This is a genomic window from Streptomyces sp. NPDC107528 (genome assembly GCF_055639295.1).
This window is the reverse complement of the sequence record NZ_JBVKAV010000013.1, coordinates 59,453-82,861: the sequence shown is the minus strand read 5'-3', so window position 1 is coordinate 82,861 and position 23,409 is coordinate 59,453. Positions and strand designations below refer to the sequence as shown.

Sequence of the window (23,409 nt, the reverse complement as noted above, 5' to 3'; positions counted from 1 at the left end):
CGCCATGCTCGCATCAGTGGCCGGTCACTCCACTCCCTGGCTCTCCTCCAGGTACGCCAGCGCCCCCACCGGCTCCTCCGCGAAGAACACCAGGTCGGTCAGGGGACGGGGCAGGAAACCCTCGTCGTCCATGCGACGGAACTGCTCCTTCAGGCCGTCGTAGAAGCCCGCGGTGTTGAGCAGCACGACCGGCTTGTCCGTGTGGCCGTGCTTCTTCAGCTCCAGGATCTCCGTCGCCTCGTCCAGGGTGCCGGTGCCGCCGACCATGATCACCACGGCGTCGGCCTTCTCCAGCAGCAGCTTCTTGCGCTCGGCCAGATCCTTCGCGATCACCATCTCGTCGACGCCCGGGCGGACCTTGGATGCCAGGAACTGCACGGAGACCCCGACCAGCCGGCCGCCCGCCTCCTGCACCCCGTCGGCGACCACCTTCATCAGCCCGACGTCGGAGCCGCCCCACACGAGCGTGTGCCCGCCCTTGCCCAGCAGTTTCGCGAACTCGCGCGCGGGTCGGGTGTAACGGTCGTCGAGGTCGGCGGCGGAAAGGAAGACACAGATACGCATGCAGCCACCGTACGCGGGAAGAACCGGCGGCCCGCGAGTGCTTCTCGGATATGGCTCAAGGACACACGATCACGATCGAGCAGGGCACGCAGCGCGTGCGGGTCGTCCGCGGCGAACGGATCCTGGCTGAATCCGACCGCCCGCTCCTCCTGCGGGAGACGGGCTGTCCCGTGCGCTACTACATCCCGCCGGAGGACGTACGCCTGGACCTGCTGACGCCCTCGGAGACGCACTCCTACTGTCCGTTCAAGGGAACGGCCTCCTACTGGTCGCTGCCCGACGCGGCGGACCTCGTCTGGGCCTATCCGGACCCGAAGCCGGACGTCGCCGAGATCAAGGACCACCTGTGCTTCTACGAAGTCGAAGTGTCGTAGACGATTAGGTCCGCCCTGTACGGCAATCTGCACAGGCATGGACAAGAACACCATTTCGCACGACGGCACCTCCATCGCATACGAGAGCAGCGGGCAGGGGCCGGCGGTGATCCTGGTCAGCGGGGCGATGTCCACCGGGGGCACTGTCGCCCCGCTGGCCGTGCCTCTCGCGGATCGCTTCAGGGTTGTCTCGTACGACCGTCGGGGGCGCGGCGAGAGCGGTGACACCCAGCCGTACGCGGTGGAGCGCGAGGTCGAGGATCTTGCCGCGCTGATCGAGGCGGTGGGTGGCGAGGCGGCGCTCTACGGTGTTTCGTCGGGCGGCGCCCTGGTGCTGGAGGCGGCGGCGAGCGGGCTGCCGGTGCGTCAGGTCGCGGTGTACGAGGTGCCGTTCGCCGTCCACGAGGGCGGCGCGAAGGAGCGCGCGGAGTACACGGAGCGGCTGACCGAGGCGCTGGCGGAAGGGCGGCGCGGGGACGCCGTCGAGCTCTTCCTGCGGCTCACGGGCATGGCCGAGCAGATGATCCAGGGTGCCCGCCAGTCGCCCATGTGGCCCGGCCTGGAGACCATCGCGCCGAGCCTGGCGTACGACAACGCCGTGATGGGCGACGGTCTGGTGCCCCGGGACCGGCTGGCCTCGATCGGGGTGCCGGTGCTGGCCGTCGCGGGCAGCTTGAGTCCCGCGTGGATGCGCGAGGCGACGCGTGCGGTCGCGGAGACCGTGCCCGAGGGGACGTACCGGAGCCTGGAGGGGCAGACCCACACGGTGGAGCCGGACGTTCTCGGGCCGGTGCTGGCGGAGTTCTTCGGGGCGTGATCCGGGCGGCGGCGGGCACACGCGTGTGCCGGGAGTGCGGCTCCGCCCGGGCGCCTCGCCTCAGACGGCTGCGGTCGTCGCCCGCACCGTGGACGCGATCGTCGCCGAGCCCACCACGCGCGTGCCGTCGTACAGCACGATCGCCTGGCCGGGGGCCACTCCGCGGACCGGCTCCGTGAAGGTGACCTCCAGAGTGCCGTCGACAAGTTCGGCGGTCACCTCGGTCTCGCCGCCGTGGGCGCGGAGCTGGGCGGTGTAGGTGCCGGGGCCGGTCGGGGCGGTGCCGCACCAGCGGGGCTTGACGGCGGTGAGGGCGCTGACGTCGAGGGAGTCCGCAGGGCCGACCGTCACCGTGTTGTTGACCGGCGAGATGTCGAGGACGTAGCGCGGCTTGCCGTCGGCGGCCGGAGTGCCGATGCGCAGGCCCTTGCGCTGGCCGATGGTGAAGCCGTACGCGCCCTCGTGGGTGCCGAGCTTGGCGCCCGACTCGTCGACGATGTCGCCCTCCGCCTTGCCGAGGCGGTTCGCGAGGAAGCCCTGGGTGTCGCCGTCGGCGATGAAGCAGATGTCGTGCGAGTCGGGCTTCTTCGCCACCGCGAGGCCCCTGCGCTCGGCCTCCGCGCGGATCTCGTCCTTCGTCGTCAGGGTGTCGCCGAGCGGGAACATCGCGTGCGCGAGCTGCTGCTCGTCCAGGACACCGAGGACGTACGACTGGTCCTTGGCCATGTCGGAGGCCCGGTGCAGCTCGCGGCTGCCGTCGTCGTTCAGCACGACGGTCGCGTAGTGGCCGGTGCAGACGGCGTCGAAGCCGAGGGCCAGTGCCTTGTCGAGCAGGGCCGCGAACTTGATCTTCTCGTTGCAGCGCAGGCACGGGTTCGGGGTGCGGCCGGCCTCGTACTCGGCGACGAAGTCCTCGACCACGTCCTCACGGAAGCGGTCGGCGAGGTCCCACACGTAGAACGGGATGCCGATGACATCGGCGGCGCGGCGGGCGTCGCGGGAGTCCTCGATGGTGCAACAGCCCCGCGCGCCCGTGCGGAAGGATTGAGGGTTCGCGGAGAGCGCGAGGTGCACGCCGGTCACGTCATGGCCCGCCTCGGCGGCGCGGGCCGCGGCGACGGCTGAGTCGACCCCGCCGGACATGGCGGCGAGGACACGGAGGGGGCGGGAGGGCTGCGCGGTGTCAGTCATAACCCTTCCAGGGTACGGGGGCCTGGGAACCAGGACCCGCGAGTATCCGTTGACGATCACATGGGACAGCGGAAGGCTCCGAAGGACGGCGACCGGAAGGTCGGCCGGCGCGCGTTGCTGATCGGTGGGGCAGTGGCGGCGGCGGGCTCGGCCGTGCTGGCCCGCGACGAGCTGGCGCGGCTGTGGTGGCGGGTTCCGGGCGTGGAGAAGCCGCGCAAGGAGGGCGAGGTCGACTACACCGGTGCACGGTGGGTCGCGGCGTCGGACGCGAACTGGCGGCGGGCGGACCGGCCCGACGACTACGGCATAGACATGGTGATCATCCATGTCACCCAGGGCAGCTTCGCCAGCGCGGTGAAGGTGTTCCAGGACCCGGAACACGGTGCGGCCGCGCACTACATCGTCCGCAAGGACGGCCATGTCACGCAGATGATCCGCGAGCTGGACGTGGCGTACCACGCGGGCAACCGCGACTACAACGAGCGCAGTGTCGGCATCGAGCACGAGGGTTTCGTGGAGCGGCCGCAGGACCTCACGGACGAGATGTACGAGGCCTCGGCGCGGCTGACGGCCCGGATATGCGCGCGCTATGACATCCCGGTCGACCGCGAGCACATCATCGGGCACGTGGAGGTGCCGGGGACCGACCACACGGATCCCGGGGAGCACTGGGACTGGGACCGGTACATGAAGCTGGTGCGGGCGGCGCGTACGACGAAGGCGTAGCCGCAGGCGCTTATGTCAGCCCTGCCGCCCGCGCCCGCTCCACCGCCGGGCCGATCGCCTTGGCGACCGCCTCGACGTCGGCCTCCGTGGAGGTGTGGCCGAGGGAGAAGCGGAGGGTGCCGCGGGCCAGGTCGGGGTCGGTCCCGGTGGCCAGGAGGACGTGGCTGGGCTGGGCGACGCCCGCGGTGCAGGCGGAGCCGGTGGAGCACTCGATGCCCTGGGCGTCCAGCAGCAGGAGCAGGGAGTCGCCCTCGCAGCCCGGGAAGGTGAAGTGCGCGTTGGCCGGGAGTCGGCCGCCTGGTGCCGGGTCGCCGCCGAGGATCGCGTCCGGGACAGCCTTACGGACCGCTTCGACCAGGGCGTCGCGCAGGGCGCCGATCTCCCGGTCGAACCACTCGCGCTGCTCGGCGGCGAGGCGGCCGGCAACCGCGAAGGAGGCGATGGCGGGGACGTCGAGAGTGCCGGAGCGGACGTGGCGTTCCTGGCCGCCGCCGTGCAGGACGGGGACGGGTGTGTGGTCACGGCCGAGGAGCAGGGCGCCGATGCCGTACGGGCCGCCGATCTTATGACCGGAGACCGTCATCGCGGCGAGGCCCGATGCGGCGAAGTCGACGGGGACCTGACCGAAGGCCTGGACGGCGTCGGCGTGCAGGGGGACGTCGAACTCCCTTGCCACGTCGGCCAGTTCGCGGATCGGCATGACGGTGCCGATCTCGTTGTTGGCCCACATCACGGTGGCCAGGGCGACGTCGTGGGGGTTGCGGGCGATGGCTTCGCGCAGGGCGTCCGGGTGGACGCGGCCCTGGGCGTCGACCGGGAGGTACTCGACCGTGGCACCCTCGTGCTCGCCGAGCCAGTGGACGGCGTCGAGGACGGCGTGGTGTTCGACGGGGCTGGCCAGGATGCGGGTGCGGGTGCCGGCCGGGTCGGCGTCGCGGCGGGACCAGTACAGACCCTTGACCGCGAGGTTGTCGGCCTCAGTGCCGCCGGAGGTGAGGACGACCTCGCTGGGGCGGGCGCCGAGCGCTTCCGCAAGGGTTTCGCGGGCCTCCTCGACGGTACGCCTCGCGCGGCGGCCGGATGCGTGGAGGGAGGAGGCGTTGCCGGTGACGCTCAGGTGGGCGGTCAGGGCCTCTGCCGCCTCCGGGAGCATCGGGGTCGTCGCGGCGTGGTCGAGGTAAGCCATGATGAGCCCGATTCTACGGGCGCCGCCGGGCGGCCTCGTGCCCAGGTTGCCGCGAGGTGTGGCTGGATTGCGCCTTGCCCGCGTTTGCAGTCGACCTCGGCGGCGACCCACCCGGCACTGCACCCCGCGGTACCCGTTCCGCCTTGCGGAACTACTACCCACGGGGTTGATGGTGCGGGCGGCCGCGGCCGGCCGACGACGGGCGCCAACCATCCCACGAGCCACTCCCGCAGTCGCGGCACCTTGCCCCGGGGCGCCGGACACCAGTGGGACGACGGCGGGGGCGGGGGTCAGCTCCCGGCGATCGGCGGGCGATGGGCGGCAGGCGGCGGTTGGCGGGCGGCGGCGGTTGGCGGCAGGCGGCAGGTGACGGGCGGCGAACGGCGGGCGGCAGGCGGCAGGTGACGGGCGGCGAACGGCGGGCGGCAGGCGGCAGGTGACGGGCGGCGGGCGGCGGGCGGCGGGCGGCGGCAGGTGACGGTTGGCGGGCGGCGGGCAGTCGACGGCGGGCGAATCGCCCCCCGCCCCGGCGGCGTGACCACCGGGCACCGGTAGGCCGACGGCGGGCAGCAGGCAGCAGGCAGCAGGCAGCAACGAAGTGCACCCGGCAGCGAGCGAGCCACTCCCGCGGTCCCGGCAGCTTGACCAGCGGGTGCCGGGCGCCACAGACCGGTAGGCGGCGGGCGGAAGGCGGCAGCCGCGGCGGGCGGAAGTCAGCGGGCAGCGCTTGGCGGAAGGCCGACGACAAGCGGCGGTTGACCGACGACCGGCGACAGACAGCAAGCGGCGGGCGGCGGACGTCGCACGAACCGGTCCCCCAGTCCCGACAGCCTGACCAGCGGACTGCGAACGCCGGGCACCGGGCACCGGTAGGCCGATAGCGAGGCGGCGAGCGGCTGCGGCGGTCAGCTGACGGCAGTCGATCAGCAGCGGTTCAGCTGACGGCAGTCAGTCGGCGGCGCCCCCGTGGACCGCCCGCGGCTGCGGCTCGTCCCAAGCCGCTTGCCGTCGGGTCCGGGGCCGGCCTTCCGGAACCCTAGAAGCCCCAGGAAAGGGTGTTGTCCACCTGTACGAAGGCCAGCAGGACCAGCAGGTCGGCGACGCCCAGGCCCATGCCCAGGTAGGCGCGCCCCCTGCGCTTGGTGCCGCGCCACAGGGACGCCGCGGCCAGGACGATCGCGGTCGGGCCGAGGAAGAGGTTGAAGACGAGGAGGCCGAGGAGGCCGAGGATGAAGGACGCCACGGCCATGCCGTCGGCGTCGCGGGTGCGGGTGCCGGGGCGCGTGGTGGCCGGTGCGGTGAGGTGCATGGGGTGTCAGCTCCCGAGAAGTCGGTTCGGATGACGAAGTCGCTTCGGACGATGGCGTCAGTTGCGGCGGGCGTGACGCTCGCGGGCGGCGAAGATGCCCAGCCAGACGGCGATCACGGCGGCGGCCACAGCGGTGAAGGCGAGCGGTGCGTGGGCCACGGTGCCCAGCAGCACACCCAGTAGCAGGAGCGCGGCGACGAGGAACAGCATGGGATGGAGCCCCCTTCGAGATCCCTCTCGCTGGAGATCTCTCTCGTTAAGTTTCGGTGAACAGTTGTAGTAACAGTTGTTCACTGACTCCAAGTCTAGCGCGCCCCGCGGCTTTTCAATTCCAGAGAACAGTTGTTAACTGCATGTTATGAGTCACACCTTCGGTATCCGGCAGGCCCAGAAGCAGAAAACCCGCCAGTCCCTCCTGGACGCGGCGTTGGTACTGCTGGAGGAGCAGAGCCTGAGCAGTCTGGGCCTGCGCGAGGTCACCCGGGCCGTCGGCGTCGCCCCCACCGCCTTCTACCGGCACTTCCGCTCCACCGCCGACCTCGGAGTCGCCCTCGTCGAGGAGGCCCTGGGCAGTCTGCACCCGATGATCCGTACGATCGTCAGCTCCGTCGGCGACAGCGACCAACGCATAGAACGCGCCGTCGACCTGATCTCCCGGCACGTCGAGACCCACCCTGCCCACGTCCGCTTCATCGCCCGCGAGCGGCACGGCGGCGTGCAGTCGGTGCGGGAGGCGATCCAGGACCAACTGGCCCGATTCGCCGAGGAGGTGAAGGTCGCGCTCACCAAGGACCCGGTCTCCAAGGGCTGGAACGACGACGACCTCCTCATGCTCGCCAACCTCTACGTCGACCAGATGCTGATGACGGCCTCCCTGTTCCTGGACGCCCTGGAGGCACCGGAGGAGGAGCGGCGGCGCGTCGCCCAGGTCGCGACCCGCCAGATGCGGTTGATCAGCATCGGCCGGGAGCACTGGCTGGACTGAGGACGGCACAACGCCACAGGGGCGGCACCCCCGTCCACCGGGAGTGCCGCCCCTGTCGTACGGCTGTCGTACGGCTCGTAAGGCGTCCGTACGGCGCACTACGTCAGCTCCTGGTCGCCGTCGCCCCAGCACTCGGCGCCCCGCTCGGCGCCCCGCTGGGAGCCGCCCCGCCTCCCTGGCCACCCCCGCCGGGACCACCACAGCCACCGCCACCCTGCCCCCCGACGGGGCCACCCTGACCGCCGCCCTGCCCTCCACCGGGTGCCCCACTCGGCGCACCCGAGGGCACACCGGAAGGCGCAGAAGTCACCCCCGACGGCTGGGCGGTCGGGGCGCCCGACGGCGCACCGCTTGGCGCCCCCGACGCGGCACCGCTCGGCTGCCGGCACGACGACTGCTGCTGACCGGAGTTGCCGCTGTTCGACGTCGACGACGAGTCGCCGGACCCGCAGGCCGCCAGGGCCAGGGGCGAGAGTGCCAGCAGGGCCACGGCGGCGAGGAGACGTGCACGCTTCATGAGAGACAGCTCCAAGGAGGATGAGGAAACTGAGGAAGTCCTGGGCGGGCACTCAACCAACGCCGCTTAGGGCTCCCTTGAGGCCCCGCTGTCGAGGACCTGTGCGCCGGGCAAAGCGCACCTCAACGCTCGCCGCTGACCTGCGACTTCCCTTGGAGACTCACTCAACTCGCCGGTACAGGGCCGTGACACGGCGGAACTCGATCGCGATACGGCCCTGCGCTCCCGGGGCGCCGCTTCAGCCTAGCCGTACCCTCGCCAGCTGCCTCGACTGCGCCACCAACCGGTCCGCGCTGTCCCAGACTTCGGCGTCCTCCTCCAGGAAGCCGCCGGCGAGGTTGCGGGTGGTGATGGACACACGGAGGGGGCCCGGCGCCGGGCGGCAGCGGATATGGACGGTCAGTTCGACCGTCGGGACCCAGCCGGAGATGCCGATCTCGAAGGCCGTCGGGGGCAGCGCGTCCACGGCCAGGAGGAGGGAGAGGGGGTCGGCGTCGCGGCCGTCCGCGAGGCCGAACCAGGCACGCATCTCACCCTTGCCCGAGGGCTGCCCGAGTGCCCAGCCCAGGGTGGACGGGTCGAGCTTGAGCATCAGGCGGTCGGCGATGGCCGAGCTGCCGTCGACGGGGGCGGGGCCGTCCTCGGGGCCGAAGCAGTGGTCCATCGGCGGGATCGCGGGCGGCTCGGCCGTCGTACGGACGTCGTCGGGGAGGGAGCCGAGGTCGCCGTAGGAGGCGAGGACGCGGATGCGTTCGATCTCGCGGCCCTGCCCGTCGTACTGGAAGAGCGAGGCGGTGCCGGTCGACAGGGTTCGCCCGGTGCGCACCACGTCCGTGCGGACGACCGCCGGGCCCGGCTGGGACGCGGTGAGGTAGTGCGCGGAGATGGTGAACGGGTCGCCGTGCGGGAGCGCGTCCGCGAGGGCGCGGCCGAGGACGGCCAGCAGGTAGCCGCCGTTGACGGCGCTGATGATCGTCCAGCCGGCGGACAGGTCGATGTCGTAGACGCCGGCTTCGCGCAGGGTCAGCGCGGTGTCGCGGTCGAACTCGCTGTCGCCGATCGTGGCCCGTGGGGCCGTCGGGGCAGAGGCTGCTTCTGGCATGGATGAACGGTACAACAGCTAACTACTAAGCGGTAGCTTTTTCCTCTGCCAAGGGTGTACCCCCTCCCGGGGGAGGGCGCACCCCTTTCCGGCGAGGGTGCACAGCCTTTCGAACGAGATGTGCGCAACTTCTCAGCAAGTGCCCCGGCTCGCCCGAAACCCGAAGCCCGCTCTGCTCCTCTATGAGGACATGAGTCTCACCGGGACCCCGTTCCTCTACACGTTGATCGCGTTGTGCGTCGTCGCCGTCGCGCTGCCGCTGGTCCTCTGGGCGCGGGTGCGCGGGCCCAAGGTCGTACGGGGCGCCGCCCGGGTGCTGATGCTGCTGTTCGCCCAGGCCACGGCGGTCGCCCTGGTCTTCACCATGGTCAACAACTCCAACCAGCTGTACGACAGTTGGGGCGATCTGCTCGGCACCAGCGACCATGTGCACGAGGCCGCCGATCTCGGGGCGAGCGGCACCGGCGGGATCGCGCTGGAGAAGCTGCCCAAGGTGCGGCAGACCTTCAAGCCGGCCAAAGGTCCGGGCATGCGCGCCGAGGGCGGGGTGCTCGTCACGCAGCTCAAGGGCCGGGTCTCCGGAGTGCACGCCGAGGTCAACGTCTGGCTGCCGCCGCAGTACCACGAGCCCGCCTACCGCAATCACCGGTTCCCGGTCGTCGAGGTGCTGCCGGGCTTTCCTGGCTCGTCGAAGGCCTGGTACGGCACGATGGACGCGCCCCAGCAGCTGGCGCCGCTGATGCGCAGCGGCCAGGTCGAGCCGTTCATCATCGTCTCGCCGCGCACCTCGCTGCTGCCCGGCGTGGACACCGGCTGCGCGAACATCCCGGGCAAGGTGAACGCCGACAGCTGGCTCAGCGTCGACGTGCCGAGGATGGTCATGGACAACTTCCGCGCACAGGCCGCGCCGGACGGCTGGGCGGTCGCCGGGTACTCGGCGGGCGGACACTGCGCGGCCAAGCTCGCCGTCGCCCACCCCGACCGCTTCCGGGCCGCGATCAGCCTGTCCGGCTACAACGACCCCGTCGCCGTACGCCAGTCGCTCGCCGCCAAGTCCCCGGCGCTGCGGGCCGCGAACAACCCGTACGTCCTCCTCAAGAAGTCCCGTGTCCCGCCCCGCGTGGCGCTCTACCTCTCCGGTCAGCCGAAGGACGGTTACGAGGCGGCCATGGCCGTCCAGCGGGCCGCGAAGGCACCGACGACCGTGAACGTGGTGTTCATCCCGAGCAGCGCGGGCGGTCACACCATGGCGCTGTGGAAGCCGCAGGTGGTCCCGGCGTTCCGCTGGCTGAGCGAGGTGATGGGGCCCCGGCAGCAGACCCGTACGGCGCCGGGGACTAGTCCTCTCGCACCGTCGACCGCCGGTTCCAGGCCCGCGGAGCTCGCCAGTGGAACCGCATCGCCAGCAGACGCAGTACGAAGGCCGTGACGGCCGCGAGCGTGCTGGTGAACGGGGTCAGGGCGTCGTAGTGGATGCACAGGACGGTCATGGTGGCGCCGACGATCGCCGGGACCGCGTACAGGTCGCGGTCCCAGCGCAGCAGTGACGGCACCTCGTTCGCGAGGACGTCGCGCAGCACACCGCCGCCCACTGCGGTCGCGAGGCCCAGGGCGACGGAGGCCGTGAGGTTGAGGCCGTAGTCGTACGCCTTCGTCGTCCCGGCGACGCAGAACAGGCCGAGGCCCGCGGCGTCGAAGACGTTCACACCGGTCTGGATGCGCTCCACGTGCGGGTGGAGGAAGAAGACCAGGAGCGCGGCAAGCAGGGGGGTCAGGAAGTACCCCAGGTCCGTGAACGCGGCTGGGGGCACGGCCCCGATGACCACGTCCCGGAACAGCCCGCCGCCCAGGGCGGTGACCTCGGCGAGGACGGCGATGCCGAAGACGTCGAAGTTCTTGCGGACGGCAAGCAGCGCGCCGGAGATCGCGAAGACGAAGATGCCGATCAGGTCGAGCGTGTGCTGGACGGACGGGCTGAACAGTTGCTGGAGCACCCGCACATTCTCGCTCAGCGCGAGGCCCCCGCCTTGCAAAGGAAGGCGGGGGCCAGGGCTGGGTTACTTCTTTTCGTCCGGAGTTTCCGCGGCGGGCTCCGCCGGGGCCTCAGCCTCGGGGGCCTCGAAAGCCTCGTCCGCCGGTGTCTCCTCGGAAGCCGCAGCCGCAGCGGGCGTCTCCTTGGAAACCGAAGCGTCCGCGGGCGCTCCCTCGGAAACCGAAGCGTCCGCGGGCGCCTCCTCGGCAAGCGGAGCGTCCGGGGCATCCCCCGTCGGCACCAGCTCCGCGGCCTCCTTGGCCACGCTCAGCAGCACCGTGTCCTGCGGCTGCTGGTCCTCGAAGTTCTCCGGGTGGTGGCAGGCCACCCGCTGGCCGGGCCGCAGCTCCAGCAGCGGCGGCTCCGCCGTCCGGCAGATCTCCGTCGCCTTCCAGCACCGCGTGTGGAAACGGCAGCCGCTCGGCGGGGAGATCGGCGAGGGCACGTCGCCGCGCAGCAGGATGCGCTCGCTCTTGACGCCCCGGCGCTTCGGGTCCGGGATCGGCACCGCCGACAGCAGGGCCTTGGTGTACGGGTGCATCGGCGCCTTGTACAGCGACTCACGGTCGGCGAGCTCGACGATCTTGCCGAGGTACATCACCGCGATGCGGTCCGAGACGTGCCGTACGACGGACAGGTCGTGGGCGATGATCACGTACGTGAGGCCGAGTTCCTCCTGGAGGTCGTCCAGCAGGTTCACCACCTGCGCCTGGATCGACACGTCGAGGGCGGAGACGGGCTCGTCGGCCACGACCAGCTTGGGGTTGAGCGCGAGCGCGCGGGCGATGCCGATGCGCTGGCGCTGGCCGCCGGAGAACTCGTGCGGATAGCGGTTGTAGTGCTCGGGGTTGAGGCCGACCACCGACAGCAGCCGCTGGACCTCCTTCTTGATGCCGCCCTCGGGCTCGACGCCCTGGAGCTTGAAGGGGGCGCCGACGATCGTGCCGATGGTGTGCCTGGGGTTCAGGGAGGAGTACGGGTCCTGGAAGATCATCTGCACGTCACGGCGCATCGGGCGCATCTGCCCGACGCCGAGGTGCGTGATGTCCCGGCCCTCGAACTCCACCGTGCCGCCGGTCGGTTCGAGGAGCCGGGTGATCAACCGGCCCATCGTCGACTTGCCGCAGCCCGACTCGCCGACGACGCCGAGCGTCTCGCCCTTGCGCACCTCGAAGTCGATGCCGTCGACCGCGCGCACCGCGCCGGTCTGCCGCTGGAGCAGGCCCTTGCGGATCGGGAAGTGCTTCTGCAGGCCGGTCACCTTCAGCAGGACCTCGCCGTCGGCGGAGGCGTCCTTGGTGAGGGTGCCGCCCTGCTGCGGGATCTTCACCGCTTTTTCGTCGCTCACAGCTTCGGCGCAATCTCTTCGGTCCAGATCCGCTCCCGCTGCTCCTGGCCCATGTGGCAGGCGGCCCAGTGCCGGCTGCCGACCTCGGTCAGCTCGGGGCGGACCGTGCGGGTGACGTCGTCCTTCGGGATGTCGGCGTACGGGCAGCGCGGGTTGAAGGCACAGCCGGACGGGATGTTGATCAGGGAGGGCGGCGCCCCCTTGATCGGGATGAGCCGGTCGGTCTCGTCGCGGTCCAGGCGCGGCATCGAGCCGAGCAGGCCCCAGGTGTAGGGGTGGCGCGGCTCGGAGAAGACGCTGTCGGCGGGGCCGCGTTCCACGGCCCGGCCGCCGTACATGACCAGCAGGTCGTCGGCCATCTCGGCGACGACGCCCAGGTCGTGCGTGATCATGATGACCGCGGAGCCGAACTCCTTCTGCAGATCCCGGATCAGGTCGAGGATCTGCGCCTGCACGGTGACGTCCAGGGCCGTGGTCGGCTCGTCGGCGATGAGCAGCTCGGGGTTGTTCACCAGCGCCATGGCGATCATGGCGCGCTGGCGCATACCGCCGGAGAACTCGTGCGGGTACCCGTCGACGCGCTTGTTCGGCTCGGGGATGCCCACCCGGTCCAGCATCTCGACGGCCCGCTTACGGGCCTCCTTCTTGCTGACCTTGTGGTGGACCCGGTACGCCTCGACGATCTGCTGCCCGACCGAGTAGTACGGGTGCATCGCGGACAGCGGGTCCTGGAAGATCATCGCCATCTTGCGGCCGCGCAGCCGGCGTACCTCGTCGGGGTCGGCGGCGATCAGCTCCTGGCCGTCCAGCCAGACCTCGCCGGAGACCTTGGCGCGCGCCGAGCGGTGCAGACCCATCACGCCGAGCGAGGTGACGGACTTGCCGGAGCCGGACTCGCCCACGATGCCCAGGGTCCGGCCGCGCTGCACGTTGAAGCTGACGCCGTCGACGGACTTGACCAGGCCGTCGTCGGTGTCGAAGTGGATGCGCAGATCGCGCACGGACAGGAACGCGTCGTCCGTGTCGGACGGGGCGGCGACGGCGGGTTCGCCGAGCGCCGCTTTCTCGAGCTTGCTCACGAGTACCTCACCCGGGGGTCGATGGCGGCGTACACCAGGTCGACGATGAGATTGCAGAAGACGATGAAGAAGGCCGCGACCAGGGTGACGCCCATGACGATGGGCAGGTCGTTGTCCTTGATGGACTGCACGGCGTAGGCGCCGATGCCCTGCAAGGAGAAAACAGTCTCGGTGAGCACGGCGGTGCCGACGAGGGTGCCGAAGTCCATGCCGAAGATGGTGACGATCGGGGTCAGCGCGGCGCGCAGGCCGTGCTTGGTGACGACCGTCGTCTCCTTGAGACCCTTGGCTCTGGCCGTGCGGATGTAGTCCTCGCCCATTGTCTCCAGCATGCCCGCCCGGGTGAGTCGGGCGTAGAGCGCGGAGAAGAGGAAGGCGAGGCTGACCCAGGGCAGCACCAGGTGCCAGGCCCATTCGGCCGGGTTCTCGGTGAACGGGACGTAGTCGATGCTGTCCCAGATGGGGATCTCGTACACGAAGAGGGCGAGAAGCACCTGGCCGGTGAAGAAGATCGGCAGGGACACGCCGGCGAGCGCGATGAACATCGAGATGCGGTCGATCGGACGGCCCTTGCGCAGCGCCGAGACGACACCGATCGTGACACCGGAGACCACCCAGATCACTGCCGCACCGACGGCCAGCGAGAAGGAGACCGGGATCCGCTCCTGCAGCTGGGGCCACACCTCGACGTGACTCTTGAAGGAGTAGCCGAAGCAGGGGGCCTCACAACGGGTGGCATCGGGACCGAACTTGTAGTCCGCGCCCACCACGAGGCCCTTGATGTAGTCCCAGTACTGGACGGCGATGGGCTGGTCCAGCCCGAGGTTCTGCTTGATGGCGGCGACGGACTCGGGGTTGGCGTCCTTGCCGACATACTGCGTGGCCAGCTGGTCGGCGGTCTGGCCACCGAGTCGTGGCACAAGGAAGAAGATCGCGAAGGTGACTGCGCTGACCACCAGCAGCAACAGCACCGCGCCGAAGGCGCGTCGGATGATGTACGCAGCCACAGCTGTACGGCTCCGGGTGGCCGGGGCGGGTTGTGTCCGCCCCGGCCACCCGGTGCCTTCACCTGCCTTTCAGGGAATCAGGCCTTGCTGGTTACTACTTGGCGGAGCTCATCAGCACGTAGTCGTACATGCCGAGGTAGGCCTGCGTGACCGTGACGTTCGCCGCGGACTCCGGCCGCAGCAGCAGGTTCTTGCGATAGATGACCGGGACGACCGAGGCGTTGTCGAGGACCATCTTGTCGATGTCGCCCCAGGCCTTGGTGCGGGCCGCGTCGTCGGTGTTGGCGATCGCGTCCGTCAGGGCCTTGTTGATCTTCGGGTCGTCCAGCTCCATCAGGTTGTTGCCGCCGGAGGGCTTGATGGCGGCACCGTTGATGATCTGGTCGAGGAAGCCGAAGCCGGTCGGCCAGTCGGCACCCCACGCCATCGAGAGCATGCCGAGCTTGTTGTCGTGGACGTAGCTCGGGACACCGGCGAAGTTCGAGAAGTACTTGCCGGAGGGGAACTGCTTGATCTCGATGTTGATGCCGATGTTCTTCAGCGACGCCTGGACGGCCGTCGCCTGCGCCACCTCGGCGGGGCGGTCGGAGCGAGCGGTCAGGATCGTGTTGAAGCCGTTGGGCTTGCCACACGCCTTCAGCTCTTCCTTGGCCTTGGCCACGTTGCCCTTGTGGCCCTCGGAGGCGTAGGTGTCGAACTTGGTGTAGCCGTTGACCGACGGCGGCAGCAGCGTGGTCGCCACGTCACCCTTCGGCGAGCCGCCCATCGCGTCGAGCACCGACTGCTTGTCGAGACCCCACTGAACGGCCTTGCGGCAGTGGATGTTGTCGAACGGCGCCACGTTCACGTTCAGCGCGATGTACTGCGTCGCACCGGCGTAGGAGCTGTCCGTCTGGGCGGCGTTCTTGCCCTGGAGGACCTTCGGTTGGGTCTGCGGCTGGACACCGGTGCCCGCCGCGTCGGCCGTGATCTTGTCGGAGAGCAGGTCGTTGTCGACCGTCACCGGGTTGACCTTGAACTTGATCGTGACCTTGTCGGCCAGCGCCTTGCGGATCGGGTCCGTCTTGGCGTCCCAGTTCTTGTTGCGCACGAGGGTGGCGCCGCGGCCCTCCTCGTACGACTGGAACTGGTACGGGCCGGAGGACACGATGTTCTGCACGTACTTCGCGCCGTTGTCCTTGGCCTGCGGCACCGGAGCCGTCTGCGAGAACGTCGCCAGGTAGTCGAAGTCCGCGAACGGCGCCTTCAACTTGAAGACGATCGTGCTGTCGTCCGGCGTCTCGATGGACTTCAGACCGTCGGCGGCCTTGTCCTTGTAGGGACCCTTGTACTTGTCGCCGCCCTCCAGGTACGACTTGAAGTACGTCGGACCGTTGGACAGGGCCTCGGGCGCGAAGTTGGAGCGCTCGATGGCGTACTTCACGTCCTTGGACGTGATCGGCGTTCCGTCCTGGAACTTCACACCCTGGCGCAGCTTGTACGTCCAGGTCTTCGCGTCGGCGCTGGGCTTGCCGAGGGACTCCGCCAGGTCGGGAACGACCTCGAGGCCTTCCTTGCCGGCCGCCGGCTTGAACGTGGTGAGCGCACGTGCGTAGAGCCGGGAGAAGTTCTGCACCCAGCCGTAGTACGTGTTGCCCGGGTCCAGGGAGTCCGGCACGTCCGAGTGCTCGTACGCGACCGTCCCCCCCTTCTTGGTGGACGGGTTGACTATGGAGGTCAGCGCGGCGTCCTTCTTGCCGCTGCCTCCGCCGTTGCCGTCGTTGTCATCCCCGCCACCACATGCGGCAGCACCCAGCGAGAGCGCCACGACCGACGCGATGGCGGCGGTCACCCTTCTCGTCTTCACCTGAGGAAAGCCCCCTCTATCGATGGATCACTTGCTGCGAGGGTCGAGGGCGTCACGCAGCCCGTCACCCAGCAGGTTGAAGGCCAGGACGGTGATGAAGATCGCCAATCCGGGCACGAACATGTACTGCGGATCTGCTGTGTACAGATCGACAGCGTTGCTGAGCATGCCGCCCCAGGAGGCCTGCGGCGGGGCGATGCCGACTCCGAGGAAGCTCAGCGCAGCCTCGAAGAGGATGTTCGTCGGGATGATCAGCGTCGCGTAGACGAGGATCGGCGCGACGAGATTGGGGAGCAGCTCGCGGAACAGGATGTACGGCCCGCGGGCACCCAGACTCGTGGAGGCCTCGATGAACTCCCGCCTGCGCAGGGTCATGGTCTGAGCGCGCACGATGCGCCCGATGTAAGGCCAGCTGAAGAACCCGATCACGAAGATCAGCACGCAGATGCGCAGCGGAAGCCCTTCGAGTCCGAAGAAACCGTCCTGGACGGAGGCGGAGATGGAGATCGCGAACAGCAGCAGCGGGAACGCCAGGAAGGTGTCCATCAACCGGCTGATGACGCTGTCGATCCAGCCGCCGTAGTACCCGGCGATCACGCCGAGCACCGTGCCGATGCACACGGACAGGAGCGTGGCGCCTCCCGCGACCAGCAGCGACACCCAGGAGCCGTCGATGATGCGGGCGAGCATGTCGCGGCCGTACTGGGGGTCGACACCCAGCGGGTGGTCCCAACTCATGCCGCCCCAGCCGCCCTTGGGGGCGAGCAGGGCCGGGTCGATGAGGTCCTGGTTGAACTTGTTGGGGTCGAGGTTGAACACCCACTGGATCGGCTTGGAGAGCACCGCCATCAGCACGAGGCAGATGACGACGATGCCACCGGCCATCGCCACCTTGTCGCGCTTGAAGCGCATCCAGGCGATCTGGGAGAGCGAACGCCCCTCGATCTGGCTCTTCTTGACTCCGGCGAGAACGGCCTCGGGCTGCGCTCCGGCCTCCGCTCCGGTTGTCTCGATCGGTGCGGTCACAGTGAGATTGACCCCTCTCGGCCGGCGGTTGCCGACCCCCCTGGCTGCCGCTGTAGCGGTTGCTTCCACTCGTACACAGGACCGACCGGCCCGTGTCTTGCCGGGAGTCTTCAACGCTTTGGCGATCTGTTGCCAGAGCTGACGGGGAAAGGATGCGCAACCGTGATGCTGTCTGAGGGGTTCCGTTATCCGAACAGTGGGTATCGACCGCCGGACGGGGGCCAGTTGGGGCGTATGAGGGCGGACCGGGACCTTCCGATCGCATCTACGCGCGGAGATCGACCTGGGAAACCGCAGTCGAAGACCCTTTGCACCTACGACATTCGGGTTGCCGACCGATCAGCAGGTTAGCCGATGAATGATCAGTAACGGCCCTGTGCCGGTGGGTAGCCGTAACCGGCCGCCGGTGCCTGCGCGGGGGCGGCGACGTGTGCCTCGCGGTCGTAGAACGGGCGGGCGCTCGCTCTCATCCACATGGCGACCGGGTCGTCCTCGTCGGACATCGCCACGGTCGAGACGGGCAGCCCGTCGGGGACCGCGCCGATCGACTGCGACATCATCGAGCGCACCGAGTCGACCGCGGGCGGGCTGGTGTCGTACACGTCGAGCCCGATGGCGAGATACGGCGCACCGAGCGCCGGCTGCACCCAGGCGCGGCGCAGCGAGCGGACCGCCGGGGTGCGGTGGGCGTTCTGCGCGAGGAGGGCGTAGAACTGCGGGATCTCGATGCCGGGTTCCGACAGGCGCAGCGGGCCGGCGGGCTGGCGGTCCAGGCCGGTGGCGATGCGGCGCAGGTCGAGCCACGGGATGCCGACGCCGCCGCCCGGGGCGTGCGGGTTCAGCCAGAGGCCGTAGTGGTCCGGGTAGAGGGTGCGGGCCACGTCGATGCCGTCGACGACCTCGTAGCTGCGGTTCCAGCCGCTGGCGGACAGCTCCTGGGCGGAGGTCACGCACGGGGCGTAGCCGTAGCCGTCGACGTCCATGTTTCCGTACTGTGCGTCCGGGGAGCCGCCCTGGCCGTGCCACAGCAGCATCCAGACCTGGCCGGAGGACGGGGTGGCGAGGGCGCGCAGGAGGGCCTCGTAGGCGTCGTAGCGCCCGGGCGTCACCTGGCGCAGCATGTGCTCGACCTGTCCGGTCGAGGTGGTGCCGCTCGCGCTCACCTTTTACCGCCCCTTCGGGAAACATGGCTTTGTCCCTCAGCTTAGGCGCTCCGCCGGGAGAGCCGGGGAGAGCTCGGGACCTATTGTGGTCTGCGGACTGCGGGTCACATGTGGCTTGTCGCGCCCGCGCGGCGGAGCCGCACTTCGATACAGCCCCGCGCTCCTGGAGGGGCGCTGCCCCTCAGGGACGCTGCAAGTCACGTTGGTAGAAGGGGCGCACCTGCCCGCGCATCCAGGCGATCACCGGGTCCTCGGCCACGTCCAGCAGGACCAGGTTGACCGGCCACGGGACCGGGGCTCGGCCGAGGGCCCGGGCCAGGGCGTCCATGGGGATGGCGCGCAAGTCGCCCTCCCAGAGGGAGAGTTCCACGCCGATGAACATCACCGGGGTGGCCGTCTCGATCGACGCGAGGCAGCGGCGGGCCGTCGTGACCACGCCGGTTTCGGCGAACTCGGCCGACGCCACCGCGAGGAAGTCGATCGGGTCGTCCTGCCAGTCGGGCTCGTAGAGCTTGACACGGCCCCCGGAGGTGAGGCCGTCCAGCGGGGTGCGGCCCACACGGCAGAGCTCGGCCACCGCAGCCGGGGGCAACGGCACGCCGACCACGCCGTCGGGGTTGACGGCGATGCCCACCTGCGGCGGCAGACCACGGGCGAACTCCACCGCGGGGGCGATGGTGTACGACATGTGGGAGCCGACGACCTGGCGGAACTGTTCCTCGGAGCTGAAGACCGGCACGTACGCCTGGCCCTCGATCTCCACGGTCGGCAGGTCCAGCGGGCCGCTGGACGGGCCGCCGCCGGCCGGCAGGGGTACCCAGACGAAGCTGCGGCCCAGTACCTCGATGATCCGGCCGCCGGCCGAGGGAAGACCGAGGGAGGCCGAGAGCACCTCCTCCAGTTCGTTGCCGGGCCACCCGCCGTGGGAGTGGAGGTGTGCCCCTGCCGGGAAGTCCGCGGGGAGTTCCGCTGGGAAGTCCATCTACTCTCAACCGCCTGCTGTGAACCGCTGCTGTGGCTCAAAAGGCTAGCGGGTGGCCGTCATGTACAGGTCCCCGGCCGGTCAGCCCGTGAACCCGATCCGGCGCAGTACGCCCGCCGCCTCCCGGTCGATCAGCACCGCCGAGCCGCATCCCGGGGGCAGATGACCCTTCTCCACCGAGCGCAGCAGGTGGGCCGCGGCCCTGCGGTGGCGCAGGAAGGCGTACCGCGAGACGCCGCGGCCGCGCTCGCGCTGGCCCTCCAGGGCCGTGTCCGGGTCGACGTCGAGCAGCAGCAGGTGCAGGGTGCCGCCGCGGCGACGGGCCTCGCGGGCCAGCCAGGCGCGCACCCACGCCTGCGTACCGCAGTCGTGCACGACGACGCCCTCGCCGGAGCGCACGGCGCGGCGCAGGCCGGCGTAGTGCGCGAGACGGACCAGGGGGCGGTAGACGGCGTAGGGCAGGAAGCCGGGCATGCGGGCGTCCCAGCGGTCCCGGGTGTCCTGGGAGTCGATGCGGGCGCCCTTCACCGTCCGCCGCATCAGCGTGGACTTGCCGCTGCCGGGCAGTCCCGTGATCACGACGAGGTCCTCGGGGCCGAAGAGCAGCACGTGCGGGCTGTGGCCGGAGCGCTCGCGGAGGTCACGGACCACCGGTGCGACGCGCGTGCCCGGAGCCTCGACGGCCGGGGCCGCGGGCTGCTTGGGCAGCGCGATGCCCGACGTCGTGGCGTACGCCGTGGTGCGCTTCACCGTCATCGTCCTCCTCCGGTTCAGGATTCCCCATCCCCACTGAGCGTAAAGAGAAGGTAATGGATGATCTCTCGCATTTTCGTTCACTTCCTGCCACAACCCCGTTACAGACGTGGCCTGCCGAAGACGAGCCAGGCGTGCAATGATGTCCGCGCCAACTGCATACCGGCCGTTTGAATCCGCGCGGGAGAGTCCCCAGCAGTGCATCGCTGGGGCGCCGAAGGAGCAAGTCCCTCCCTTGAATCTCTCAGGCACCGTTACCGCGCGGGCGAGGCACATCTGAAAAGCGAGTCCCCCTTTTCGTCGAGAAGAGGCGTGACTCCACCCAAGGTGCAAGCCGTGACCTGGCCCTCGCCGGTCATGGCGAACCTCTCAGGTTCCGATGACAGATGGGGAGGAACGACCTCGCCCGTCATGCCTTGGGAGAAAACCGTCCGATGAGCAGTACAGAAGAACTCCGTCACACCGCGCTCGATGCCCTGCATCGCTCGCTCGGCGCGACGATGACCGACTTCGCCGGCTGGGACATGCCCCTGCGCTACGGCTCCGAGCGCGACGAGCACAACGCCGTGCGTACCCAGGCCGGGCTCTTCGATCTCTCCCACATGGGCGAGATCACCGTCACCGGCCCCGCCGCGGCGGCGCTCCTGAACCACGCCCTGGTCGGCAACATCGCCTCCGTCGGCATCGGCCGCGCCCGCTACACCATGATCTGCCGGGCCGACGGCGGCATCCTGGACGACCTGATCGTCTACCGGCTCGCCGAGACCGAGTACATGGTCGTCGCCAACGCCTCCAACGCCCAGGTCGTGCTGGACGCGCTGACCGAGCGGGCCGCCGGCTTCGACGCCGAGGTCCGTGACGACCGGGACGCGTACGCCCTGCTCGCCGTGCAGGGCCCGCAGTCCCCCGGCATCCTCAAGTCCCTCACGGACGCCGACCTGGACGGCCTGAAGTACTACGCCGGTCTGCCCGGCACCGTCGCCGGTGTCCCCGCCCTCATCGCGCGCACCGGCTACACCGGCGAGGACGGCTTCGAGCTGTTCGTGAAGCCGGAGCACGCCGTCGAGGTGTGGCAGGCGCTGACCAAGGCGGGCGAGGGCGTCGGCCTGATCCCGTGCGGCCTGTCCTGCCGTGACACGCTGCGGCTGGAGGCGGGCATGCCGCTGTACGGCCACGAGCTGACCACGTCCCTCACGCCCTTCGACGCCGGGCTCGGCAGGGTGGTGAAGTTCGAGAAGGAGGGCGACTTCGTCGGGCGCGAGGCGCTCGCCGAGGCCGCCGACCGTGCCTCGCAGAACCCGCCGCGCGTCCTGGTCGGCCTGATCGCCGAGGGGCGTCGCGTCCCGCGTGCCGGGTACCCGGTCGTCGCGGGCGGCGAGGTGATCGGCGAGGTCACCTCCGGTGCGCCCTCCCCCACGCTGGGCAAGCCCATCGCGATGGCGTACGTCGACGCGGCGCACTCCGCGCCGGGCACGGCCGGGGTCGGCGTGGACATCCGCGGCAGCCACGAGCCGTACGAGGTCGTGGCGCTGCCCTTCTACAAGCGGCAGAAGTAGCTCCAGAAGTAGAGACTGGCAGCGGCCCATGCGTGAGCCTGCGCACATTTGCGCTGCTCACGCACGTTTCCAGCGGTCCCCCCTTCATCACCACTCCCGCGCGTACAGGAGAATTCAGGCCATGAGCAACCCCCAGCAGCTGCGCTACAGCAAGGAGCACGAGTGGCTGTCGACCGCCGAGGACGGCGTCTCGACGGTCGGCATCACCGAGTTCGCGGCCAACGCGCTCGGCGATGTCGTCTACGCCCAGCTCCCCGAGGTCGGCTCGACCGTGACCGCGGGTGACACCTGCGGCGAGCTGGAGTCGACCAAGTCGGTGTCGGACCTGTACTCCCCGGTCACCGGCGAGGTCACCGAGATCAACGAGGACGTCGTGAACGACCCGGCACTGGTGAACTCGGCCCCCTTCGAGGGCGGCTGGCTGTTCAAGGTGCGCATCACGGAGGAGCCGGCCGACCTGCTCTCCGCCGATGAGTACGTCGCCCACACCGCCGGCTGAGGAGTTACACCCCTTATGTCTGACAAGTCGCTTCTGAACACGCCCCTGCACGAGCTCGACCCGGCGATCGCCGCCGCGCTCGACGCCGAGCTGGAGCGCCAGCAGTCCACCCTGGAGATGATCGCCTCCGAGAACTTCGCGCCGGTCGCGGTCATGGAGGCGCAGGGCTCGGTCGCCACGAACAAGTACGCCGAGGGCTACCCGGGCCGCCGCTACTACGGCGGCTGCGAGCACGTCGACGTCGCCGAGCAGATCGCCATCGACCGGGTCAAGGAGCTGTTCGGCGCCGAGTACGCCAACGTCCAGCCGCACTCGGGCGCCTCCGCCAACCAGGCCGCCCTGTTCGCGCTGGCCCAGCCCGGCGACACCATCCTCGGCCTGGACCTGGCCCACGGCGGCCACCTCACGCACGGGATGCGGCTGAACTTCTCCGGCAAGCAGTTCAAGGTGGTCCCGTACCACGTGGACACCGAGACCGGCCTGGTCGACATGGCCGAGGTCGAGCGGCTCGCCAAGGAGCACCGCCCGAAGGTGATCATCGCCGGCTGGTCGGCGTACCCGCGGAAGCTGGACTTCGCCGAGTTCCGCCGGATCGCCGACCAGGTCGAGGCGTACCTGTGGGTCGACATGGCGCACTTCGCCGGTCTGGTCGCGGCCGGGCTGCACCCGAACCCGGTCGAGCACGCGGACGTGGTCACCTCCACCACGCACAAGACGCTCGGCGGCCCGCGCGGCGGCATCATCCTCGCGAAGAAGGACTTCGCGAAGAAGCTGAACTCGTCCGTCTTCCCGGGCTTCCAGGGCGGCCCCCTGGAGCACGTGATCGCGGCCAAGGCGGTCTCCTTCAAGGTCGCCGCGAGCGAGGACTTCAAGGAGCGCCAGCGCCGTACGGTCGAGGGTGCGCGGATCCTCGCCGACCGTCTGACCGCCGCCGACGCCCGCGAGGCCGGCGTGAACGTGCTGTCCGGCGGCACCGACGTGCACCTGATCCTCGTGGATCTGCGTGAGTCGGAGCTGGACGGGCAGCAGGCCGAGGACCGTCTCCACGAGGTCGGCATCACGGTCAACCGCAACGCCGTCCCGAACGACCCGCGCCCGCCGATGGTGACCTCGGGTCTGCGCATCGGCACGCCCGCCCTGGCCACCCGCGGCTTCACGGCCGAGGACTTCGCCGAGGTCGCGGACGTCATCGCCGCGGCGCTGAAGCCGTCCTACGACGCGGACGCGCTGAAGGCCCGGGTCAAGGCGCTCGCGGACAAGCACCCGCTGTACCCCGGTCTGAACAAGTAGTTCCTTTTTGTGGGGTGTCCCGCACACTCGTAGGTGAGCGGGACGCCCCACGCCCCT

23 protein-coding genes and 2 riboswitches are annotated in these 23,409 nt (G+C 69.9%); of the genes, 8 read left to right on the top strand and 15 right to left on the bottom strand.

The features are described from left to right. Nucleotides 1–24: 24 nt before the first annotated feature. Nucleotides 25–564 carry an LOG family protein gene (locus ACZ7L5_RS35620; protein WP_328879048.1) on the bottom strand — a complete coding sequence of 180 codons (540 nt, stop codon included), beginning with the start codon at nt 562–564 and terminating at the stop codon, nt 25–27. A 50-nt stretch (nt 565–614) separates the two neighbouring features. Between ACZ7L5_RS35620 and ACZ7L5_RS35615 the strand changes: the two genes are divergently transcribed. Both ACZ7L5_RS35615 and ACZ7L5_RS35610 read left to right on the top strand, forming a co-directional pair. After that, nucleotides 615–938, top strand: a complete 324-nt coding sequence (locus ACZ7L5_RS35615; protein ID WP_471522218.1) for a DUF427 domain-containing protein — start codon at nt 615–617, stop codon at nt 936–938. A gap of 37 nt (nt 939–975) precedes the next feature. Then, on the top strand, nt 976–1,755 hold the full coding sequence (locus tag ACZ7L5_RS35610; RefSeq protein WP_363032590.1) for an alpha/beta fold hydrolase: 780 nt from the start codon (nt 976–978) through the stop codon (nt 1,753–1,755). Between the two features lie 60 nt (nt 1,756–1,815). Here the strand turns inward: ACZ7L5_RS35610 and mnmA are convergent, their stop codons facing one another. Further along, nucleotides 1,816–2,946, bottom strand: coding sequence for a tRNA 2-thiouridine(34) synthase MnmA (mnmA, locus tag ACZ7L5_RS35605; protein WP_471522216.1), 1,131 nt, complete (start codon nt 2,944–2,946; stop codon nt 1,816–1,818). Between the two features lie 60 nt (nt 2,947–3,006). Here mnmA and ACZ7L5_RS35600 point away from each other — a divergent pair, with 60 nt between their 5' ends. Further along, nucleotides 3,007–3,672 (top strand): N-acetylmuramoyl-L-alanine amidase, encoded by a 666-nt coding sequence (locus ACZ7L5_RS35600; protein WP_363032594.1) that lies wholly within the window; start codon nt 3,007–3,009, stop codon nt 3,670–3,672. Nucleotides 3,673–3,682: 10 nt separating this feature from the next. On the opposite strand, the gene ACZ7L5_RS35595 is transcribed toward ACZ7L5_RS35600, so the two are convergent. The 3 genes from ACZ7L5_RS35595 to ACZ7L5_RS35585 all read right to left on the bottom strand — a co-directional run bounded on the left by ACZ7L5_RS35595 (nt 3,683) and on the right by ACZ7L5_RS35585 (nt 6,377). Further along, complete coding sequence (locus tag ACZ7L5_RS35595) at nt 3,683–4,858, bottom strand: cysteine desulfurase family protein (protein ID WP_471522214.1); 1,176 nt, start codon at nt 4,856–4,858, stop codon at nt 3,683–3,685. 1,036 nt (nt 4,859–5,894) lie between these two features. Beyond that, nucleotides 5,895–6,167: a DUF4190 domain-containing protein gene (locus ACZ7L5_RS35590; RefSeq protein ID WP_362384347.1), complete on the bottom strand. Its 273-nt coding sequence runs from the start codon at nt 6,165–6,167 to the stop codon at nt 5,895–5,897. A gap of 57 nt (nt 6,168–6,224) precedes the next feature. Continuing rightward, the gene (locus ACZ7L5_RS35585) at nt 6,225–6,377 is read right to left on the bottom strand and encodes a hypothetical protein (RefSeq protein ID WP_328879055.1); all 153 of its coding nucleotides are present in this window, start codon (nt 6,375–6,377) and stop codon (nt 6,225–6,227) included. A 148-nt stretch (nt 6,378–6,525) separates the two neighbouring features. Here ACZ7L5_RS35585 and ACZ7L5_RS35580 point away from each other — a divergent pair, with 148 nt between their 5' ends. Continuing rightward, complete coding sequence (locus ACZ7L5_RS35580; RefSeq protein WP_471522212.1) at nt 6,526–7,152, top strand: TetR family transcriptional regulator; 627 nt, start codon at nt 6,526–6,528, stop codon at nt 7,150–7,152. Between the two features lie 755 nt (nt 7,153–7,907). Here the strand turns inward: ACZ7L5_RS35580 and ACZ7L5_RS35575 are convergent. Next, a complete protein-coding gene (locus ACZ7L5_RS35575; protein ID WP_471522210.1) occupies nt 7,908–8,771 on the bottom strand; it encodes a thioesterase family protein in 864 nt (287 codons plus the stop codon). Between the two features lie 190 nt (nt 8,772–8,961). On the opposite strand from ACZ7L5_RS35575, the gene ACZ7L5_RS35570 reads away from it, so the two are divergent. Beyond that, complete coding sequence (locus tag ACZ7L5_RS35570) at nt 8,962–10,200, top strand: alpha/beta hydrolase (protein ID WP_471522208.1); 1,239 nt, start codon at nt 8,962–8,964, stop codon at nt 10,198–10,200. On the opposite strand, the gene ACZ7L5_RS35565 is transcribed toward ACZ7L5_RS35570, so the two are convergent. From ACZ7L5_RS35565 to ACZ7L5_RS35525, 9 genes are all read right to left on the bottom strand, one after another. Further along, nucleotides 10,109–10,765: a trimeric intracellular cation channel family protein gene (locus ACZ7L5_RS35565; protein WP_328879060.1), complete on the bottom strand. Its 657-nt coding sequence runs from the start codon at nt 10,763–10,765 to the stop codon at nt 10,109–10,111. The genes ACZ7L5_RS35570 and ACZ7L5_RS35565 overlap by 92 nt on opposite strands. A gap of 63 nt (nt 10,766–10,828) precedes the next feature. Continuing rightward, nucleotides 10,829–12,151, bottom strand: a complete 1,323-nt coding sequence (locus ACZ7L5_RS35560; protein WP_471522206.1) for an ABC transporter ATP-binding protein — start codon at nt 12,149–12,151, stop codon at nt 10,829–10,831. After that, a complete protein-coding gene (locus tag ACZ7L5_RS35555; RefSeq protein ID WP_471522204.1) occupies nt 12,148–13,230 on the bottom strand; it encodes an ABC transporter ATP-binding protein in 1,083 nt (360 codons plus the stop codon). Before ACZ7L5_RS35555 ends, ACZ7L5_RS35560 begins: the two co-directional genes overlap by 4 nt. Next, the gene (locus ACZ7L5_RS35550; protein WP_362384358.1) at nt 13,227–14,237 is read right to left on the bottom strand and encodes an ABC transporter permease; all 1,011 of its coding nucleotides are present in this window, start codon (nt 14,235–14,237) and stop codon (nt 13,227–13,229) included. The genes ACZ7L5_RS35555 and ACZ7L5_RS35550 overlap by 4 nt, the downstream gene beginning before the upstream one ends. 94 nt (nt 14,238–14,331) lie before the next feature. After that, a complete protein-coding gene (locus tag ACZ7L5_RS35545) occupies nt 14,332–16,083 on the bottom strand; it encodes an ABC transporter substrate-binding protein (protein WP_471522202.1) in 1,752 nt (583 codons plus the stop codon). Between the two features lie 27 nt (nt 16,084–16,110). Next, a complete protein-coding gene (locus tag ACZ7L5_RS35540) occupies nt 16,111–17,109 on the bottom strand; it encodes an ABC transporter permease (protein WP_471522200.1) in 999 nt (332 codons plus the stop codon). 362 nt (nt 17,110–17,471) lie between these two features. Next, nucleotides 17,472–18,272 (bottom strand): enhanced serine sensitivity protein SseB C-terminal domain-containing protein, encoded by an 801-nt coding sequence (locus tag ACZ7L5_RS35535; RefSeq protein WP_471522198.1) that lies wholly within the window; start codon nt 18,270–18,272, stop codon nt 17,472–17,474. Nucleotides 18,273–18,453: 181 nt separating this feature from the next. After that, on the bottom strand, nt 18,454–19,254 hold the full coding sequence (locus tag ACZ7L5_RS35530) for an enhanced serine sensitivity protein SseB (RefSeq protein WP_471522196.1): 801 nt from the start codon (nt 19,252–19,254) through the stop codon (nt 18,454–18,456). A gap of 81 nt (nt 19,255–19,335) precedes the next feature. Continuing rightward, nucleotides 19,336–20,010: an AAA family ATPase gene (locus ACZ7L5_RS35525; protein WP_471522194.1), complete on the bottom strand. Its 675-nt coding sequence runs from the start codon at nt 20,008–20,010 to the stop codon at nt 19,336–19,338. A gap of 168 nt (nt 20,011–20,178) precedes the next feature. Further along, a riboswitch (glycine riboswitch) is annotated at nt 20,179–20,277 on the top strand. After that, nucleotides 20,278–20,403: riboswitch (glycine riboswitch) on the top strand. Nucleotides 20,404–20,441: 38 nt separating this feature from the next. Here ACZ7L5_RS35525 and gcvT point away from each other — a divergent pair. The 3 genes from gcvT to glyA all read left to right on the top strand — a co-directional run bounded on the left by gcvT (nt 20,442) and on the right by glyA (nt 23,352). Then, complete coding sequence (gene gcvT, locus ACZ7L5_RS35520) at nt 20,442–21,563, top strand: glycine cleavage system aminomethyltransferase GcvT (protein ID WP_471522192.1); 1,122 nt, start codon at nt 20,442–20,444, stop codon at nt 21,561–21,563. 121 nt (nt 21,564–21,684) lie between these two features. Further along, nucleotides 21,685–22,062, top strand: coding sequence for a glycine cleavage system protein GcvH (gene gcvH / locus ACZ7L5_RS35515; protein ID WP_107902594.1), 378 nt, complete (start codon nt 21,685–21,687; stop codon nt 22,060–22,062). A 15-nt stretch (nt 22,063–22,077) separates the two neighbouring features. Beyond that, nucleotides 22,078–23,352: a serine hydroxymethyltransferase gene (gene glyA / locus ACZ7L5_RS35510; RefSeq protein ID WP_328879070.1), complete on the top strand. Its 1,275-nt coding sequence runs from the start codon at nt 22,078–22,080 to the stop codon at nt 23,350–23,352. Nucleotides 23,353–23,409: the final 57 nt, after the last annotated feature.